Source organism: Aquimarina brevivitae (genome assembly GCF_004216895.1).
Lineage (GTDB): Bacteria > Bacteroidota > Bacteroidia > Flavobacteriales > Flavobacteriaceae > Aquimarina > Aquimarina brevivitae.
Genome location: NZ_SGXE01000002.1, coordinates 531,664 through 545,444, shown reverse-complemented (window position 1 = coordinate 545,444; position 13,781 = coordinate 531,664). Strand labels below are relative to the sequence as shown.

Genomic DNA, 13,781 nt, shown 5'->3' with positions numbered 1-13,781 from the left:
TTAAATTAAAATCATTTACAAAGAACTAATTGATTTTACATTTCACGAAGTTCTTTTTCCTTTTTCTTCTTAGCATTGGGCATTGGTTTTTTTATACCCTTTTTTTCTTTATTTTTAAGCTTGCGCTGATATGCTGCCCAGATTGCGTTTACATCTTTATTTTCGCCAGAGGTAGCAGTGGTTCCTTTCTCATTTACTTCCTCATCTTCATAATCAATTCCGTCTGTAGCCTTATTTTTATTATTTGAATTTTCACTACTATTCACTTTTTCTTTAGTAGTCGTTGAACCTTTTTCTTTCTGCGCTTGAGCGCTTAGATTAGAACTACAAAACAGACAAATCAAAAAAGTAAGCAAAAACAATTGGGGACTTATATTTTTCATATCTTAAATTTATGCTAAAATACAAAATATAGTAAATATATCTTTAGTTCAACTATATTAAATGTAAGTATTTCGACTTCATACTCAGTTTTAAGAATTAAGGAATTACGATGCTTATTTAAATTCCAAAAGTATTTAAGGGTTCTTCCCTGAAAAAGTATTGTATTTTTTATGTAAAACCTGTTTCCGCAATTTGTATCCTATCCCCAATATAGTATCTTTACCGCCTTAAAAGAAAATTTAACTGATGAAGATTTCATTTAACTGGATTAAACAGTTTATCGATATTGACTGGACTGCAGAAGAGACCGGTGAATTATTAACCGATTTAGGTCTCGAAGTTGAAGGTATTGAACCTTTTCAAAGTGTAAAAGGTGGTTTAGAAGGCGTAGTTGTGGGTCACGTACTAGAATGTACGAAGCACCCTAATGCAGATAAATTGAAATTAACCAAAGTAGATGTTGGCCAAGGAGATCCAGTGCAGATTGTATGTGGAGCTCCAAATGTAGCGGAGGGACAAAAAGTACCCGTTGCTACCATTGGTACCAAATTATATGATGCTGAAGGTAAGGAATGGATAATCAAAAAAGGAAAGATACGAGGCGAATCCAGCCACGGTATGATCTGTGCAGAAGATGAGTTAGGACTTGGTAATGATCACGATGGAATACTTGTACTCGATCCAAGTTTTAAAGTGGGTACGCCAGTTGCCGAATTATTTAACATAGAAAATGATCTTGTTTTTGAAATTGGTTTAACTCCTAACAGAGCAGATGCTATGAGTCACTGGGGAACTGCCAGAGATCTTAAAGCAGGATTACAACAAAAAGGATTTGAACTAGAACTTAAAACACCGTCTGTAAGCAATTTTTATGTTGCCAACAGAACACATAAAATTGATATTGAAGTAGTAAATCCCGAGCTAGCACCCCGATATTGCGGGCTTACCATCTCTGGATTAGAAGTCACCGAATCTCCGGATTGGTTAAAAAATAGATTAAAAGCAATAGGACTTACGCCAAAAAACATTGTAGTGGATGTTACCAACTATGTGTTACATGAACTAGGACAGCCGCTGCACGCTTTTGATACTGCAAAAATCGAAGGTGGAAAAATAGAAGTAAAAACTGTAGCTCAAGGCACTAAGTTTACCACATTAGACGAAGTAGAACGTGAGTTGCATGCAGAAGATCTTATGATATGCGATGCCAAGAAGCCTTTATGTATTGCAGGTATTTTTGGTGGAGTAAACTCTGGGGTTACAGAAAGTACAAGTGCTATATTTTTAGAAAGTGCTTATTTTGACCCTGTGAGTGTTAGAAAAACAGCAAAAAGACATGGACTTAACACTGATGCTTCTTTTCGTTTTGAAAGGGGAATAGATCCCAACAGCGTAGATTATGCGCTTAAACGAGCTGCCTTGTTAATTCAAGAATTAGCTGGAGGTGAGATTACTAGTGAATTATTGGATTTTTATCCTAAAAAAATGGAAGATCATCAGGTATTTCTTTCTTTTGATAAAGTAACTCAACTAATCGGCGAAGAATTATATCAGGACACCATTAAATCCATTTTATCTTCATTAGACATTAAAATCACAAGCGTTACCGAATCTGGTCTAGGACTTAATATTCCGGTTTACCGAAATGATGTAGTGAGAGAAGTAGATGTTATTGAAGAAATTCTTAGGGTATACGGTTATAATAATATCGATTCCAAAGACAAGTTAAATGCATCCATTGCAAACATAGATAAATTCGCCGATCATAGTGTTCAAAATAAGATTGCGGATCAGCTGATTGGTCAGGGGTTTTATGAAATAATGGCCAATTCATTGACAACAGCGACATACAATGAAGTAACAGGTCAACTAAAGGATGAGCACAATGTAGAGATGTTAAACCCATTGAGTTCTGATTTGGCTATTTTAAGAAGGTCTATGCTGTTTTCAGGATTAGAGGCTATTTCCTATAATATCAATCGAAAGCGTGCCAACCTTAAGCTATTTGAATTTGGTAAAACCTATCACCACTTCGGTGAAGATAGAATCGAAAACAAACATCTAGCCGTTTTTATTTCTGGTGATAGAACAGAAGAAAGCTGGACAAGAGCAGCCCAGCGTGTTGATTTTTTCTATCTCAAAGCAACGGCGCTTGGTATATTAGAGCGACTTGGCTTTAGCAATCTTACTACTGCGACTATAAAAAACGATATGTTTGCTGAAGGTATTAGTTTAAATTTGGGTAAAAATAAACTAGTAGAATTAGGCGTAATTAAAAAATCGGTACTTAAAAAGTTTTCCATAGCACAGGAAGTTCTATATGCTGAATTCGATTGGGATACCGTATTAGAATTGACGAAACGCAATAAGGCAAAGTTTACGGAAATCCCTAAATATCCTGAAGTACGACGCGATTTTGCGTTATTATTGGATGACACCGTTCGGTTTGAAGACATTTATACTATTGCTAAGCAATCTGAAAAGAAGTTGCTTAAAGAAATTAGTTTATTTGATGTGTATCAGGGTAGCAATCTACCAAAGGGTAAAAAATCGTACGCAGTGAGTTTTATTCTGCAAGATGAACAAAAAACCTTAACAGATAAACAGATTGATAAAATCATGAAAAAATTACAATCTAATTTTGAATCAAAATTAGGTGCAGAATTACGCTAAGCTATTGAAGTAATTCATAATTAAGTAAAAAAGAGGGTTTATAAGCCCTCTTTTTTATTTAGATTGGTTTTACTTAGCTATAAAAAATCTTAGCTATTGTAAAAAAAGATGTAAATCGTTAATTTAGTGGAGCTAAAGAAAAAGAAAATGAAACTTCCCAGAATTAATTTAGAACAACAGCTACAAAAAACCAGAGCTAAAAATTTTAACCCTACAGATTGGAATAGCCAGGTACAACAAATTTTAGAATTTCATAAACCTAGTGAGGCTTTAATCCTAGATGAATTGCAAACTTTCGAAAGTACAACTTCTAATCCATTTATTTTTGATAAGCTGGAAACTGATAGAATTTATCACTTAGATCATATCAAAAAAATATGTATTGATTATAGACTTCGGTTTTTGGATACTAAGTATTTCAAAGGAAAGTTTCCTAATAAAACCCATAAAGAGATCGAACAACTTCAAGAAACGCATAATATTACATTGAAAGGGTTTAAAATTGTTGCTCCTTCTAAACTTTTTAAACTGGAGAATGCAGATGACCCATTACTTTTTGCGCCTATGGGTAACGACTATTTTTACTTAATTGATAAATGGGGTAATGATCTCCATCCGCTTCGTAAATTTATGATGTGGTTTTTTAAAAGTTTTGAAAATTTAATTGTGCTTACTTTTTTAGTGAGTCTTTTCCTTACCTTTATGGTGCCAGAAGGATTGTTTGGAAAGACCTATAGTTTTTCTAATTTTATTATGATTTTTTTGTTTATGTTCAAATCTGTTGCTGCTGTAGTCATCTATTATGGATTTGCTACAGGAAAAAATTTCAACACGGCGATTTGGAATAGTAAGTATTTTAATGCCTAACAACCACCACTATGTTTCCAGAAAGTGAATATGAGAGAGTATATACGGGGAGTCTAATCAATATTCAATTCTTACAAGGTTTACTGGAAGAACGGGGCATACAATGCATTACCAGAGATGATATGAAATCCGGAATGATGGCTGGTTTTGGAGGTGGAATTCCACATCATATACAGCTTTTTGTCAAAAAAACCGATGTTGATGAAGCAATACCTATAATCGAAAAAAGTTTGTCATAATATGCGACCATCCAATGATTCAAATGATAAACAACGTAAAACCTGGGATTTACTCATAGGAATTTCACTTGTTATTTTTGGATGTCTTCGATTGTTTAATCAATATCAAAAAGAAGAAACCTGGACTTTTCGGTCTTGGTTTATGATCATTTTTATAGCATATGGTGCCTTTTTAGTATATCGCCATTTTTTTATGCAGGGTAAGGATAACTAAAAGTTTATCTTTTACATCATTATGATTTTATAATCGAAAGGTTTCAGTAGTTACTCTATAGCTTCCAAATACTCCATAACCACCATCACCTTCAATATTATTTGGAGGCACTATGGGTTGAGAGAATGGATCTCCATTATTAAAATCGTTAAATTCTAGCGCCCTGATTAACTGAAAAACAATTGGCTGCATGTTAAGGATAACCACTTCAACTTCTAAATCATTATTGCTTATACTAGGTAAAAAAGAAGTTACTGAAAGTAAATCATTATTCAAATTAGTATCGGTAATAAACTTATTATCTTCAAAAAAGACTTCTCTAGTACTAAAACCGTCAAAAGTTTCTGCACCTACTATATAAGTGTTTCTAATATTTGGGATATCTCTAAACTCTACTTTTAAATAAGTAAACTGAACCTCTGCAGAATTATCTACTGTTATTTTCTCTGCGCTAATACTCTCAATAGTATTTTCTGGAACTAAAGTAGTGGCTAAATATTCATTTTGACCTACAATTACTTTAAGATCATATTGTTTCCCAGGCTCTACACTAAAATCATTACTGCTGATCTCATAATGTAACTCTAACTCATTGAAAGGTAATATAATAGTTTCTTGGTTTTCATTAGTTAACGTAACTATAGCATTTGATATTACCAAATCTTCCCGCAATGGTTCTTGTTGATCAAATATTGATGCCGTTCTAAAAACCTCAATGCTAATAATATCATTTTCTGGAGAAATAAACCCATTAATTAACGTCAATGGTTCTGGGTCAAATTCAATATCAGAATTTGTTACTGGCTCGCAGCCAAAAAATAAAATAGCATTGCAAAATAATGATATGAAAATATATTTTTTCATGCGCTAAAACTTTAGTGAATAGTTAAATGAAGGTATAAATTGAAAGATCGAAAGCTTTTGAAGAGTTTTTCTTCCTTGATCTTCATCTTCTGAAACGGCATAGAAAAAAGGGTTTTTTCTGGCATAGACATTATAAAATGAAAATCCCCACGTTCGCTCTCTATTTTTCTTCTTTTTGTGAAACTGAATTCCTAAGTCAAGTCTATGATGGTCCTCACCTTTAAAATTATTCTTTTGTGAACTAAATTCATAAGAATCTCCTGGAAACAAATCTATTATAGGTAAGTTGTCATTAGGCGGTATTCCAATATACTGAGGAACATTAAAATTAATCCCCGAAGAAAACACCCAGGAACCAGACAATGTTATTTTTTCGGATGGTTTATAGACGCCTACTAATGAAATATCATGCCGGCGATCATATCGATCTCTAAAGCGTTTACCGGCATTCAACTCTGCAAACTGTCGTTCTGACCAGGATAAGGTATAGCCAAGCCAACCGGTTAATGGTCCCTTTCGTTTACGAAGTAACAGTTCAATTCCATAGGCCCATCCCTGGCCAGAAGTAAGGTCTTCTGTAAAATCTACTTGTTCGCTATTTTCTAATTCATTAACATTTATGTAGGAGACCCCTTCTTTATATTCTAGTAAGTCATTCATTTTCTTGTAATAGGTTTCCACGGTAAATGAATACATATTTTGATTAAAATCTTTAGCAAACCCTAAAGCAACCTGTTGCGAAGACTGCGGATCATATTGATCCGTGGAAGAAACCCATAAGTCGGTAGGCAACCCTAGTCCGGTATTAGATAAACGATGTATAAATTGATTCATTTTGACATAAGAAAACTTTATTGCTGTAGTTGAATTGAATTTATATGCTGTAGCCATTCGCAATTCTGGTCTAAAATATCCCGAAGATTTAAACTGAAAATGACTCAATCGCAACCCTGGATAAATACTAAGTTTATTAGTTAATTGCCAATCATCCTCTACATATAAAGCACTTTCTAATGATCTAATTTTTTGTACAAAAATTTGATTTTGATTATCAATATCTGTAAACTCTGTGCGTTTAGGCGTAAAATCGTGATAGGTTGAAGCTAACCCAAATTTTACCGTATGATCAGGAGTTGGATAATAATCAAAATCTAGCTTTATTCCATAATCGTTAATTCCTGTTCTATTTTCGTAGTAATAAGGATCCTCTTCAAAATTATCCTCATTCGAAGACTTAAAAACGTAATTACTAAAAATTAAGGAGGTATTAGCAAATAGTTTATTGGTAAATTGGTGATTCCAACGCAAGGTTGAGGTAATATTTCCCCAAGAAATTAATGCTTGGTTTTCACCTTCCAATTCATCTAGGTTCTCTTCAATGGAAAATTTGTCAATACCATAATAATTACTCCAAAATAGCTTATTTTTTTGATCAATAATATGATGAAGTTTAAAATTAAGATCAGAAAAGTGATATAAAACTCTATTATCACTATCAGCTTGGAAGGGTAGCGAAAGTAAATCTGCATACGTTCTTCGACCACTAATCAAAAACGAAGTCTTTTCTTTTTTTAAAGGCCCTTCTAAGGTAAATGAAGACGTGATCAGTCCTACGTTAATCTTACCCTCTAATTGTTCCTTATTCCCATCTTTGGTATCAATTTGAATCACTGAAGACAATCTACCTCCATATCGCGCAGGAAAACCGCCCTTATAAATATCAACGGATTTAATGGCGTCGCCATTAAAGATGGAAAAAAAGCCGAATAAATGATTGGAGTTGTAGACAATAGATTCATCCAGAATAATTAAATTTTGATCTGGAGCTCCTCCCCTTACGTAAAACCCAGCACTCCCATCATTACCTGATTTCACACCGGGAAGCAATTGGAGCGTTTTTATAACATCTTTTTCTCCTAATAAAACAGGTACATCCTGAAAATAGGAGTTTTTCATGTTGTTAAAACTCATCTGCGTAATTTCACTCACACCATCTTCTCCTGAGACATTAACAATTACTTCATCCAAATATTCTACTATTGGAACAAGCTCTATATTAAGATTAAGATCTTGATTTAAATTTACTTGCTTGGTCATAGTTTCATATCCTAATAAAGAAATATAAACCTGATGATTTGCCTGAGGCAGTGAAATGGAATAAAAGCCATAAGTATTTGTAGTAATACCAGTTTGAAGTTCTGGTATATAAACGGACACGTCAGACAGGTGTTCTCCAGTACCAAACTCTGTGATATAACCACTGATGGTGTAACGAACGGGGCGTTTGTAAATGACAATCTTATTTCCTATGGATCTAAATTTAAAAGCATCTGAAGGGAATAACCGTCGAAGCACTTCTGATACAAGTTGGTCTGTAACTTGTATCGAAAACCTTTTGTCAAGATTTATTAAATCATTAGCATAACTAAAAGTTACATTCAGTTTTTTTTCAAGTTTATGAATAATATCATTTAAAGTGACATCATTTTCTGAGAAATCAATTTTTTTATCAAGAATGGATTCCTGCCCGTAAGACAAAAATGCACTTAAAAAGAAAAATACTAAAAATAGGGAACGCAGGATTTTAATTTGCACTGAAAAATGACTTTAAATAAAATATTATGAATGTAATTAATGAAGGCAACTGCCGTCCTGAAGCTGTATGACTTCTGGAGATGGTTCAGCTATAGTGAAGTTAAAGAGTAATACAAGCTCTTCTAAAACACTATTTAAAGACTGATTATCAAAAGTAGAGGTTAGTTTACATTTTTCAAGTTGTTTATTTTGAATCGTAATTTTTTTATCATAGAAGGTCTCAAGATCTGTCAAAACCTGAGCTAATGGTGTTTGATCAAACATTAAAACACCTGATTTCCAAGCAGGAATATTCAAATTGTAGCTGGTTGTTTTTTGTATTTTTTTTCCTTTTACAAATTTAGCCTTCTCCCCAGGGACTAATATCACACTATCCGAATCACTACTAAACGATACACTTCCTGTTAACAGCATGAGCTCAGTAACTCCAGTGCTACTATCACTTTTAAGATTAAAAGAAGTACCCAAAACTTTTGTTTTGGTTTGATTGGTATGTACCACAAAAGGTTTAAGTACATCTTTTTTTACTTCAAAAAAAGCTTCTCCCTTTAGAGTTACTTGTCGTTCGGTTTGGTTAAAATCAGATTTCGAATAAGTAAGTTCACTTCCTTTATTAAGCCAAATCTTAGAATTATCTGGTAATAAAAATTCTGTCTTTTGATCAGGACCAGCGATAAGTGTTACTTCATTATTAAATTGAGTCGGTAACAAAAACCCTATTCCTAATAGCACAACTATTGCAGCAGCAATTTTGATATAAAAAGAAATTGAAGATTTTGTTTGTTGAGACTGATTTAAGTTGTTTTGACTAAAAACCTCCCATTGACGGTCTACGTCGATTTTGTCAAAATCTTCAATTTCTTCAGCGTTTTGATAGGTTTGTTTTAGCTCTTCAAAATACGTTGTATTTTCTTCAGAAGCATTGATCCACTGCAACACTTGCTTACTTTCTTCTGGACTAAGATCGTCTTCGATAAAGCGTAGCAATAATTGAAATATATGTTCCTCTGGTTGCAGCTGCATAAAATGCGTTTTAAAATGAGCTAAAATAAATAATAATTAAAAATTACATAATAAATCTCTTTGAATTTAATATTAAAACAAACGATAACCTATTAATATACCACCTCTTAAGAAGCCTTGTCCTCTATCCTCATTTTCATCAAAATATCGTCCTCCTCCAAAGTGTATTTCAAAAACGAATCCATTTTCACTTACCCATTTTTGTCCTACGACAAGACCGGCACCAACATTAAACCAGTCTTCTTCTATTTCCATACTAGACCTAGAATCCTCTCCACCTGCAATTTTTAACAATCCTTCAACAAACAAACCGCGAGCTCCAAAATCTTTTTTATTGAAAAAATATTGTCTGTAATAAGGATGTATTGAAAATTTCTGATATTCACTGTACCCATCATCAAAACTATAGCTTAAACCAATTCCAGCTCCTGAGTATTTACTAATAACATATTCGTAATTAAGCTCCAAGGCAGGAAATATAATGAGTTCAGAGGCATCAAGTCTAATTTCGTGTTTGTTTCTATTTAAAGTTCCGTACACCTCGGTATCTTGTGCCGAAGCTGAAATGGATAAAATAAGTAATGTAACTATAATTAAATTTTTCATTTTGATTTATGTTTAAGTATGCTAAGCGCAGTTCGCTCGCTATTTTTAAATGTTGAAATTTCCTGTTAAATTGATTACAATAGTTAAGATTATATTCTTTTAAATACTTGCCTGTATGATATAGTTTGCGAATCAAAAGAATCCTCAAATTCGATAATCATGGTGTTATTTTGAAATTGGGGCTTAAAAGATTCTGCTTCAAGATCTTCTTCCCCTGTTTCCTCATCAACATAAATTACTTGATAGAATCCATCTGCTACAGGTTTCCACTTAGCAAACTCAACTTCTTCAATACAAGTTTCTTGTCCAAACTCAAATTCATAGTATGTAATCTCCAAATTTTGATTTGATCGAAAATAAACTGTTAGTTCATCTTCACAATCCTCAAAAGGTATTGGTGTATTATTAATATACTCTGTTTCTAATTGCCATTTTCCGACAATAGGATCATAGTTATCATCATCGTTCTGACAAGAAAATAAAATTGCTGTGAATGAAAGGAGTAGTGTAAAAGTGATTTTTTTCATGATGCTAAATTGTTTTATAGTTCTATTTTAAGTTAATTCTCAGACAAAACATCCTCTTTGAAAAGACGTGTTGCCATTTCATTTTATCGTTATTATTTTTTAAATATTAATTAGATGATTAGTAGGCTACAAAAGTATTCCGTGTACCCATAATTGTTTTACATTTTCGCAAATCGAAATGTTTGCTTGCATTTGAGAGATCCAATCTTCAATAAACAGGGACTCTTCCGTTGTAGTTTTGCCCAGTTGATATTCCGTCATTAATTTATCTAATAAGTAATCTGGAAATGAATTCATGTGCTTCGACTTTATGATCTTACGTAAACTACTTCATAAATAAACTGAAAGTCCTCTCCTGTATTGAATTCAAGTCGAATGGTCATTTCATCGCCATCAAATATGGGGGTAAAAAACTCATCTGAGTCAAATCCTTCTTCTTCACTATCCGCAATTCCATAAACTCCATCACCAAAATATTTCCATACTCCTGCTCCTGAAGCTTTAATACAATTTCCATTTTCATTTTCATCAAAATCTTCATAATTGTATTTATCAGCTGAAAATGTAATAGTAGATTGCATACGACAGTCATCATCGCCAATGATTATACCGTTTGCCGATTCGCTTTTTAATTGCCAATTCCCCATAATTGGATCTTGTGGTGTAGCATCATCATCGGTTTGACAAGAAAATAATGTAGCTGTGATTGCCAAGAGGAGTGTAAAAGTGAGTTTTTTCATGATTAAAATTTTTAATTTTTAGGTTATTATATGTTTAAAAACAACAAGCACTAAAAATTCTTCCTGTTGTTCATTAGTATGACGAACAGGATCACTTAAACACGTAACTAAAAATTAAAATTTTTTAAAAAAAGTTTTTATAGATATGATTATCAGAACTATAGAAGCTATAAAAATTAGCGATTTTATAGTTTTTAAGGCATTACTTATGTGTGTTTCTACCGTTCTTTTACTTAATTTTAGCTCATCTGCAATCTCTTGATTGCTTTTTCCATCGAGCCGACTCATTCTAAATATTTTTTGATTCTGCTCAGGAAGTTTAGCTATAGCCAGGTAAATCTTTTCTTGCAACTCTGTTTTATAGATAAGCTCTGTATCATCGTCGATTTCTGAAGAAGTGTGCTTTATCATTTCTTTATGTCGCGCCTGAATTTGGTGAGATTTTAGTTGGTCCAAACAACGATTACGTACTGAGGCATATAAAAAAGCTTTAAGAGAAGTATGTATAGTTAAAGAATTTCTTTTTTCATAAAGGTTAGCAAACACCTCCTGTGCTATATCCTGGGCGGCGTCCAGGTCTTTGGTGTAGTTTTTGGCATATACTACTAACACTTTGAAATACTGCCTAAATACAGCTTCAAAGGCGCTACTTTTTCCCTCCTTAAGTTGGTTTAGAATAAGTTGGTCGCTTACGGTAGAATTCACGATCAAACATTAATATTATACATTCCCTTTCTGCGCGCAAGATACTAATTATGTTTCAATAGCATAATATTTATAACATTTGGAAACCTACTTTGTTTTAGTTGGTATTTTACTCATAGCATATTCGGTAATAGCTGTTATTGATAGGGATGGATTTACTCCAGGATTTGCTGAAATCATTGATCCATCACAGATGTACATATTAGGGTATCCAAAAACCTTATTATTTTTATCTATAACACCTTCCTCTTTTGTAGCTCCCATCGGTGCTCCCCCAAGAATGTGTGCAGTGGATGGAATACCTGCCAATGGCTCTAGTCCAAATACTGTTTCTTTTCCATTGATTTGACTTGCATATTGTTTTGCCAAGCGCATAGACTCTGGTATAAAGGCAGAAGGCTTACTACCCTCAGACAGGTTGGTATTCATTACTCCCAATTTATTACGACTAAACTGCAATGTAGTATTTATCGATTGCATGAAAAGTAAGATCGCCGTACTTTTACCCCAATCCTTTACCGTATATGCTCTAAAATAAGAAAAAGGATCCCTAATAATATTGCGTATCATTTTTGCGATTCGGATTAGTGTATTATTACCGTGAACAAAGGGAAGATGTGATAATCGCCAAAAACCTGAGCCCTTTGCATACCGAACTACTTCTAAATGACTATTTTTATCCGTATGCAAAATGGAACCTATGGCCACTCCTTTTGATAAATCCTTTGATGTATCCTTTGTCGTAACGCTTATCAAACTTTCGTTATTTGTTCTTATATCCTGCCCCAATCGCTCAGAAAGATTGGGTAAGGACGTATTTTTCAATTTAAGTAAAAGCTTTATTGTTCCTAACACACCACCTGCAAAAATTACTCCTTTAGCCATAACAGTGTTTTTGCTTTTAAAAACTTTTGTCGAGTCTTTATAATGTATACGATAGGAATCATCGGTTAAAGAATTTACATCAAATACTTCTTGCTCTGCCAAAACGGTGACACCTAATTGCTGTGCTAAGTAAAGATAATTTTTATCCAATGTATTCTTTGCTCCTACCCTACAACCGGTCATGCAAGCTCCACAAAATGTGCACCCTGTTCGGTCTGGACCTTCACCCTTAAAATAAGGATCCTTAGTAGTTTTACCAGATTCTCCAAAGTATATAGCGACATCTGTAGCGTCAAACTGTTGCTGAAGCCCAAGTTTTTCTGAAATTTTTTTTAAAGCTACATCCCCTTCAAAGAGTTTTGGGTTTTTTGTAGCACCCAGCATCTTACTTGCTATTTTGTAATAGGGTTTAAGCACTTTTTCCCAATTGTCAAGCTTACTCCAGGATCCTGTAGTGAAAAATTCAGATTTGGGGACAGGTAACGTATTGCCATAGACTAACGATCCTCCTCCTACCCCGGTACCAGAAATCACCACGATATGTCTAAAAAAAGACATTTTCATTATTCCAAACCAACGTAAAAAAGGAACCCATAACCATCGCTTCAAATTCCAATTCGATTTTGGAAAATCTTTAGGCTTATACCATTTACCTTTTTCAATAACTAAAACTTTATAGCCTTTTTCTGCCAAACGCAACGCACTAACAGACCCACCAAATCCACTACCAATAATTACATAATCGTATATTTCTTCTGAAGTCATTAACTTATCAACTTTTATATTTAAATTGAAAAAATACAACAAAATCAAACTAAAACATAAATTTTAGTTCGATATTTGAAGATTTAAATTTATGGGGAGAAAAGCAATTGAAAAAAAGAGAAAAGTAAAGAGCCAAAAGGTAGAGCAGTGGACACAAGCCATTCTACCCAAATTGGTACATACAGAATTAGGTTCGTTGACCATAGACGATCTCTCCTCCCTTTTCAATAAAAGTAAATCAACCGTTTATCAATATTTTACCTCAAAAGAAGAAATCTTTGAATACATTACTCAAGTAAGAATTGATAGTTTAAAAACCTATAGAAAAGCATTACATAAGAACACCAAAGATTACCGCAATCAATATGAAAACTTAGTTGATGTATTGGTTAAAGGAGCTCAGGATATCTCCCCTTTTTACCTCAATCAATTAAAGATCCATTTTCCAACGGCCTGGCAAATTATCGAAGAATTTTTAATGATACTACTTAACGATTTAAAGGTATTTTATACCACAGAGATTCAAAACAAACAATTCAAACCAATCTCTGTAGACCTACTCTGTAAATTAGATGAATATTTTATACGTCAACTGATAACCGATCATCACTTTTTTAATAATACAGATATCGTTTTAGGAGAAATGATAAAGGAATATATGTATCTAAAACTAGAAGGTTTAAAAGCATAAAAA

The 13,781-nt window shown here is 33.3% G+C and carries 15 protein-coding genes; 5 read left to right on the top strand and 10 right to left on the bottom strand.

Annotated elements, in window-relative coordinates; genetic code table 11:
* Nucleotides 1-35: 35 nt before the first annotated feature.
* The gene (locus tag EV197_RS10235; protein ID WP_130286660.1) at nt 36-383 is read right to left on the bottom strand and encodes a hypothetical protein; all 348 of its coding nucleotides are present in this window, start codon (nt 381-383) and stop codon (nt 36-38) included.
* Nucleotides 384-630: 247 nt separating this feature from the next.
* On the opposite strand from EV197_RS10235, the gene pheT reads away from it, so the two are divergent.
* The 4 genes from pheT to EV197_RS10215 all read left to right on the top strand — a co-directional run bounded on the left by pheT (nt 631) and on the right by EV197_RS10215 (nt 4,377).
* Nucleotides 631-3,057, top strand: a complete 2,427-nt coding sequence (gene pheT, locus EV197_RS10230) for a phenylalanine--tRNA ligase subunit beta (protein WP_130286659.1) — start codon at nt 631-633, stop codon at nt 3,055-3,057.
* Nucleotides 3,058-3,204: 147 nt separating this feature from the next.
* Complete coding sequence (locus tag EV197_RS10225; RefSeq protein WP_130286658.1) at nt 3,205-3,924, top strand: hypothetical protein; 720 nt, start codon at nt 3,205-3,207, stop codon at nt 3,922-3,924.
* 11 nt (nt 3,925-3,935) lie between these two features.
* Nucleotides 3,936-4,163, top strand: a complete 228-nt coding sequence (locus EV197_RS10220; protein ID WP_130286657.1) for a putative signal transducing protein — start codon at nt 3,936-3,938, stop codon at nt 4,161-4,163.
* A 1-nt stretch (nt 4,164) separates the two neighbouring features.
* Nucleotides 4,165-4,377, top strand: a complete 213-nt coding sequence (locus EV197_RS10215) for a hypothetical protein (RefSeq protein ID WP_130286656.1) — start codon at nt 4,165-4,167, stop codon at nt 4,375-4,377.
* Between the two features lie 27 nt (nt 4,378-4,404).
* Here the strand turns inward: EV197_RS10215 and EV197_RS10210 are convergent, their stop codons facing one another.
* The 9 genes from EV197_RS10210 to EV197_RS10175 form a co-directional block, all read right to left on the bottom strand.
* Entirely contained in the window at nt 4,405-5,241 is an 837-nt protein-coding gene (locus EV197_RS10210; protein ID WP_130286655.1) for a DUF4249 family protein, read from the bottom strand.
* Nucleotides 5,242-5,244: 3 nt separating this feature from the next.
* Nucleotides 5,245-7,836 carry a TonB-dependent receptor domain-containing protein gene (locus EV197_RS10205; RefSeq protein WP_130286654.1) on the bottom strand — a complete coding sequence of 864 codons (2,592 nt, stop codon included), beginning with the start codon at nt 7,834-7,836 and terminating at the stop codon, nt 5,245-5,247.
* Between the two features lie 36 nt (nt 7,837-7,872).
* Nucleotides 7,873-8,859 carry a FecR family protein gene (locus EV197_RS10200; RefSeq protein ID WP_130286653.1) on the bottom strand — a complete coding sequence of 329 codons (987 nt, stop codon included), beginning with the start codon at nt 8,857-8,859 and terminating at the stop codon, nt 7,873-7,875.
* A 72-nt stretch (nt 8,860-8,931) separates the two neighbouring features.
* Nucleotides 8,932-9,465, bottom strand: coding sequence for a hypothetical protein (locus tag EV197_RS10195; protein WP_130286652.1), 534 nt, complete (start codon nt 9,463-9,465; stop codon nt 8,932-8,934).
* 89 nt (nt 9,466-9,554) lie between these two features.
* Nucleotides 9,555-9,992: a lipocalin-like domain-containing protein gene (locus EV197_RS10190; protein ID WP_130286651.1), complete on the bottom strand. Its 438-nt coding sequence runs from the start codon at nt 9,990-9,992 to the stop codon at nt 9,555-9,557.
* Nucleotides 9,993-10,118: 126 nt separating this feature from the next.
* Nucleotides 10,119-10,289, bottom strand: coding sequence for a hypothetical protein (locus EV197_RS17055; RefSeq protein ID WP_165389041.1), 171 nt, complete (start codon nt 10,287-10,289; stop codon nt 10,119-10,121).
* An 11-nt stretch (nt 10,290-10,300) separates the two neighbouring features.
* Nucleotides 10,301-10,732, bottom strand: coding sequence for a lipocalin-like domain-containing protein (locus tag EV197_RS10185; RefSeq protein WP_130286650.1), 432 nt, complete (start codon nt 10,730-10,732; stop codon nt 10,301-10,303).
* 114 nt (nt 10,733-10,846) lie between these two features.
* Nucleotides 10,847-11,437, bottom strand: a complete 591-nt coding sequence (locus tag EV197_RS10180; RefSeq protein WP_165389040.1) for an RNA polymerase sigma-70 factor — start codon at nt 11,435-11,437, stop codon at nt 10,847-10,849.
* A gap of 87 nt (nt 11,438-11,524) precedes the next feature.
* Nucleotides 11,525-13,087 carry a GMC oxidoreductase gene (locus tag EV197_RS10175; RefSeq protein ID WP_130286648.1) on the bottom strand — a complete coding sequence of 521 codons (1,563 nt, stop codon included), beginning with the start codon at nt 13,085-13,087 and terminating at the stop codon, nt 11,525-11,527.
* Between the two features lie 91 nt (nt 13,088-13,178).
* Between EV197_RS10175 and EV197_RS10170 the strand changes: the two genes are divergently transcribed.
* A complete protein-coding gene (locus EV197_RS10170) occupies nt 13,179-13,778 on the top strand; it encodes a TetR/AcrR family transcriptional regulator (RefSeq protein WP_130286647.1) in 600 nt (199 codons plus the stop codon).
* Nucleotides 13,779-13,781: the final 3 nt, after the last annotated feature.

What these genes read in the sequence shown, in the direction of transcription:
- EV197_RS10235 (WP_130286660.1), bottom strand. Translation starts at nt 383, where the DNA reads ATGAAAAATATAAGTCCCCAATTGTTTTTGCTTACTTTTTTGATTTGT.
- pheT (WP_130286659.1), top strand. Translation starts at nt 631, where the DNA reads ATGAAGATTTCATTTAACTGGATTAAACAGTTTATCGATATTGACTGG.
- EV197_RS10225 (WP_130286658.1), top strand. Translation starts at nt 3,205, where the DNA reads ATGAAACTTCCCAGAATTAATTTAGAACAACAGCTACAAAAAACCAGA.
- EV197_RS10220 (WP_130286657.1), top strand. Translation starts at nt 3,936, where the DNA reads ATGTTTCCAGAAAGTGAATATGAGAGAGTATATACGGGGAGTCTAATC.
- EV197_RS10215 (WP_130286656.1), top strand. Translation starts at nt 4,165, where the DNA reads ATGCGACCATCCAATGATTCAAATGATAAACAACGTAAAACCTGGGAT.
- EV197_RS10210 (WP_130286655.1), bottom strand. Translation starts at nt 5,241, where the DNA reads ATGAAAAAATATATTTTCATATCATTATTTTGCAATGCTATTTTATTT.
- EV197_RS10200 (WP_130286653.1), bottom strand. Translation starts at nt 8,859, where the DNA reads ATGCAGCTGCAACCAGAGGAACATATATTTCAATTATTGCTACGCTTT.
- EV197_RS10195 (WP_130286652.1), bottom strand. Translation starts at nt 9,465, where the DNA reads ATGAAAAATTTAATTATAGTTACATTACTTATTTTATCCATTTCAGCT.
- EV197_RS10190 (WP_130286651.1), bottom strand. Translation starts at nt 9,992, where the DNA reads ATGAAAAAAATCACTTTTACACTACTCCTTTCATTCACAGCAATTTTA.
- EV197_RS17055 (WP_165389041.1), bottom strand. Translation starts at nt 10,289, where the DNA reads ATGAATTCATTTCCAGATTACTTATTAGATAAATTAATGACGGAATAT.
- EV197_RS10185 (WP_130286650.1), bottom strand. Translation starts at nt 10,732, where the DNA reads ATGAAAAAACTCACTTTTACACTCCTCTTGGCAATCACAGCTACATTA.
- EV197_RS10175 (WP_130286648.1), bottom strand. Translation starts at nt 13,087, where the DNA reads ATGACTTCAGAAGAAATATACGATTATGTAATTATTGGTAGTGGATTT.
- EV197_RS10170 (WP_130286647.1), top strand. Translation starts at nt 13,179, where the DNA reads ATGGGGAGAAAAGCAATTGAAAAAAAGAGAAAAGTAAAGAGCCAAAAG.